The sequence below is a fragment of the Kluyvera sp. genome (assembly GCF_965301105.1).
In genome coordinates, this window is the sequence record NZ_CBDKZX010000160.1 from 1 (window position 1) to 3,822 (window position 3,822).

Genomic DNA, 3,822 nt, shown 5'->3' on the forward strand with positions numbered 1-3,822 from the left:
GTCAGGAACATCTTCATCTGTTCGATGGTGGTGTTCTGGCTTTCATCAAGAATGATAAACGCATCGTTCAGCGTACGGCCGCGCATGTAGGCCAGTGGCGCAACTTCGATGACGTTACGTTCCATCAGCTTCTCAACTTTCTCGAAGCCGAGCATCTCGAACAGCGCGTCGTACAGCGGGCGCAGATACGGGTCAACCTTCTGGCTTAAATCGCCTGGCAGGAAGCCGAGTTTTTCGCCCGCTTCAACCGCCGGACGGGTCAGCAGAATACGGCGAATTTCCTGACGCTCCAGCGCGTCGACCGCAGCCGCCACCGCCAGGTAGGTTTTACCGGTACCGGCCGGGCCGATACCGAAGGTGATATCGTGATCGAGAATGTGGGCGATGTACTGCGCCTGGTTAGGCGTACGCGGTTTGATCACCCCACGCTTGGTTTTGATATTGATGGCTTTGCCGTAGTCCGGCACGCTCTCGGCGCTCTGTTCCAGCACGCGCGCTTCTTTAATCGCCAGGTGGATCTGCTCTGGCTCAATGTCCTGAATCTGGCCGCGCATCGGGGCGGTGTCCACATACAGGTTACGCAGAATATCAGCAGCGGCGGTCACGCAGATGGCGCGTCCCGTCAGTTTGAAATGGTTATCGCGGCGGTTGATTTCGATGCCCAGTCGTCGCTCCAGCTGTTTGATATTGTCATCAAACGGGCCACACAGGCTCAGCAGACGGGCATTGTCTGCAGGCTCCAGGGTAATTTCGCGAGTGTCTATGTTCAAACTGTTCCTCTTATGTCTGTATAGCCGTAGGACACGCGTCTTTGGCTCGTAAAGGAATTATTCACGCCGCAGTCAAAAGGCGCAAGCATTGCGATAAATATGGGGGTGGCAGGAGGAAATACAAGGCCCGCCAGAGTTGACGGGCCATGAAGATTAAGGCTGGTAGATTCCTACGCCCAGGTCGCTCTCTCTGCGGGTACGCGCAATGACCGACTCCGGCGTTTCAACCACTCGCAGGCCCATCTCATCTTCGGTGCGCACCAGCTTGCCGCGCAGGGAGTTGGTGTAGACGTCGATAATTTCCACGTCAACAAACTTACCGACCATGTCCGGCGTGCCTTCAAAGTTGACCACGCGGTTGTTCTCAGTGCGCCCGGTCAGCTCCATAATGCTTTTACGCGAGGTACCTTCTACCAGAATACGCTGGACGGTGCCAAGCATACGGCGGCTCCAGGCCATCGCTTGCTGGTTGATACGCTCCTGCAGAATGTACAGGCGCTGCTTTTTCTCTTCTTCCGGTACATCGTCGACCATATCGGCTGCCGGCGTGCCAGGACGCGCGGAGAAGACAAAGCTAAAGCTCACGTCAAAGTTCACATCGGCAATCAGCTTCATGGTCTGCTCGAAGTCCTGGGTTGTTTCCCCCGGGAAACCGACGATAAAGTCGGAGCTTATCTGAATATCCGGACGCGCGGCGCGCAGCTTACGGATAATCGATTTGTACTCCAGCGCGGTGTGCGGGCGGCCCATCAGGTTCAGCACGCGGTCGGAACCGCTCTGAATCGGCAGGTGCAGGAAGCTCACCAGCTCCGGCGTATCGCGATAGACTTCGATGATGTCATCGGTGAACTCGATTGGGTGGCTGGTGGTGAAGCGCACGCGGTCGATCCCGTCAATGGCGGCCACCAGGCGCAGCAGTTCCGCGAAGGAGCCGGTGGTGCCGTCGTAGTTCTCACCGCGCCAGGCGTTAACGTTCTGTCCCAGCAGGTTGACTTCACGCACGCCCTGAGCGGCCAGTTGGGCAATCTCAAATAAGATGTCGTCGCATGGGCGGCTGACTTCTTCACCACGGGTATACGGCACCACGCAGTAAGTGCAGTACTTGTTACAGCCTTCCATGATGGAAACGAATGCGGTCGGGCCTTCGGCGCGCGGTTCAGGCAGACGGTCAAACTTCTCGATTTCCGGGAAGCTGACGTCAATCACCGGGCGACGATTGTTGCGTACGGCGTCAATCATTTCTGGCAGACGGTGCAGCGTTTGCGGCCCGAAAATAATATCTACGTAGTGGGCGCGTTGGCGAATGAGTTTGCCTTCCTGAGACGCAACGCAGCCGCCGACACCAATAATGACCTTTGGATTTTTGGCTTTGATTAATTTCCAGCGGCCTAACTGGTGAAAGACTTTCTCCTGCGCTTTCTCTCGAATTGAGCAGGTGTTCAGCAGCAAGACATCGGCTTCTGCTGCATTTTCAGTCAGTTGATACCCATGAGTGGCATCCAGCAGATCGGCCATCTTTGATGAATCGTATTCGTTCATCTGACAGCCCCAGGTTTTAATATGGAGTTTTTTTGTCATCGCCTTGCTCTTGCTCAATTATGAATAGCCAACATTGCCGGGCGCGTATTGTAATGCTTTGACGCGGTTGTGACCAGCCTGGCGGATATTCGCCGTAAAGGGCAAAAGTCCGGTAAACTTAAGGGATTCGGCTTTAAGGATAATAAATGATGACAATTCGACATACTGACGTCGCCGTTATCGGCGGTGGGATGGTCGGCGGCGCGTTAGCGTTAGGTCTGGCGCAGAATGGTTTTTCGGTTGTGGTGCTGGATAAAGCGCCGCCTCCGGCATTTGATCCTACGGCTCAGCCGGACGTGCGCATTTCCGCCATCAGCGCCGCGTCTGTGCAGCTGTTATGCAGCCTGGGCGTGTGGGACGCCGTACTGGCAATGCGCGCGCATCCGTGGCGGCGTCTTGAGACCTGGGAGTGGCAGACCGCGCATGTGGTATTCGACGCCGCCGAGCTGAAGCTGCCAAACCTCGGCTATATGGTCGAGAACAATGTTCTACAGCTGGCGCTGTGGCAGGCGCTGGAGGCGCATCCGCAGGTCACGCTGCTGCACGGCAGTGCGTTAAACGAAATACACGGCCAGCATTTGCATCTGGCGGATGACACTGAGATTGTTGCTCGTCTGGTGGTCGGTGCCGACGGGGCGCAGTCGCAGGTGCGGCAACTGGCGGGTATTGGCGTGCACGGCTGGCAGTATCCACAATCCTGTATGCTGATCACCGTGAAGTCCGAAAACGAACCGGGTGACAGTACCTGGCAGCAGTTTACACCGACCGGGCCGCGTGCTTATTTACCGCTTTACGATAACTGGGCTTCGCTGGTGTGGTACGACACCCCGGCGCGCATTCGCCAGCTACAGGCGCTGTCGATGACGCAGCTTCAGCGAGAAATCAGCGCGCATTTTCCGGAGCGTTTAGGAAATGTTACGCCGGTGGCGGTAGGGGCATTCCCCCTGACGCGCCGCCATGCGTTGCAGTATGTGCAGCCGGGGCTGGCGCTGGTAGGCGACGCCGCGCATACCATTCATCCGCTAGCGGGGCAGGGCGTGAATCTGGGCTACCGCGACGTTGATGCGCTGCTGGACGTGCTGGCGAACGCACGCAGCGTCGGCGAAGACTGGGCTAGCCTGCCGGTGCTCGAACGCTATCAGTCGCGCCGTCGGGTGGACAATCTGCTGATGCAAAGCGGCATGGATCTGTTCTACGCCGGTTTCAGCAACGATCTCGGCCCGCTGCGGATTTTGCGTAATGTGGGATTAATGGCGGCACAGCGGGCGGGCGTATTAAAACGTCAGGCGCTGAAGTACGCGCTGGGATTGTAGTTGTAGTTCGGATAAGGCGGCGCTGCCATCCGGCACATTGCCTGATGGCACTTTGCTCATCAGGCCCATGACATTCTGAAAAGGACAAAAACAAAAAAAGCTCGCCGAAGCGAGCTTTAAAATTTGGCTGGGGTACGAGGATTCGAACCTCGGAATGCCGG

General features: G+C 56.9%; 4 protein-coding genes. 1 reads left to right on the plus strand and 3 read right to left on the minus strand.

The window, feature by feature from the left end; all coding sequences use genetic code 11:
- The coding region (locus ACW14G_RS22590; protein WP_455648838.1) for a PhoH family protein at positions 1 to 770 on the minus strand (770 nt) is incomplete at its 3' end.
- 153 nt (positions 771 to 923) lie between these two features.
- The gene (miaB, locus tag ACW14G_RS22595; protein WP_065355523.1) at positions 924 to 2,348 is read right to left on the minus strand and encodes a tRNA (N6-isopentenyl adenosine(37)-C2)-methylthiotransferase MiaB; all 1,425 of its coding nucleotides are present in this window, start codon (positions 2,346 to 2,348) and stop codon (positions 924 to 926) included.
- 149 nt (positions 2,349 to 2,497) lie between these two features.
- Here miaB and ubiF point away from each other — a divergent pair, with 149 nt between their 5' ends.
- Positions 2,498 to 3,661 (plus strand): 3-demethoxyubiquinol 3-hydroxylase, encoded by a 1,164-nt coding sequence (gene ubiF / locus ACW14G_RS22600; protein WP_249023348.1) that lies wholly within the window; start codon positions 2,498 to 2,500, stop codon positions 3,659 to 3,661.
- Here ubiF and ACW14G_RS22605 read toward each other — a convergent pair.
- On the minus strand, positions 3,623 to 3,822 hold a 200-nt coding region (locus ACW14G_RS22605; RefSeq protein WP_455648839.1), incomplete at its 5' end, for a hypothetical protein. The genes ubiF and ACW14G_RS22605 overlap by 39 nt on opposite strands.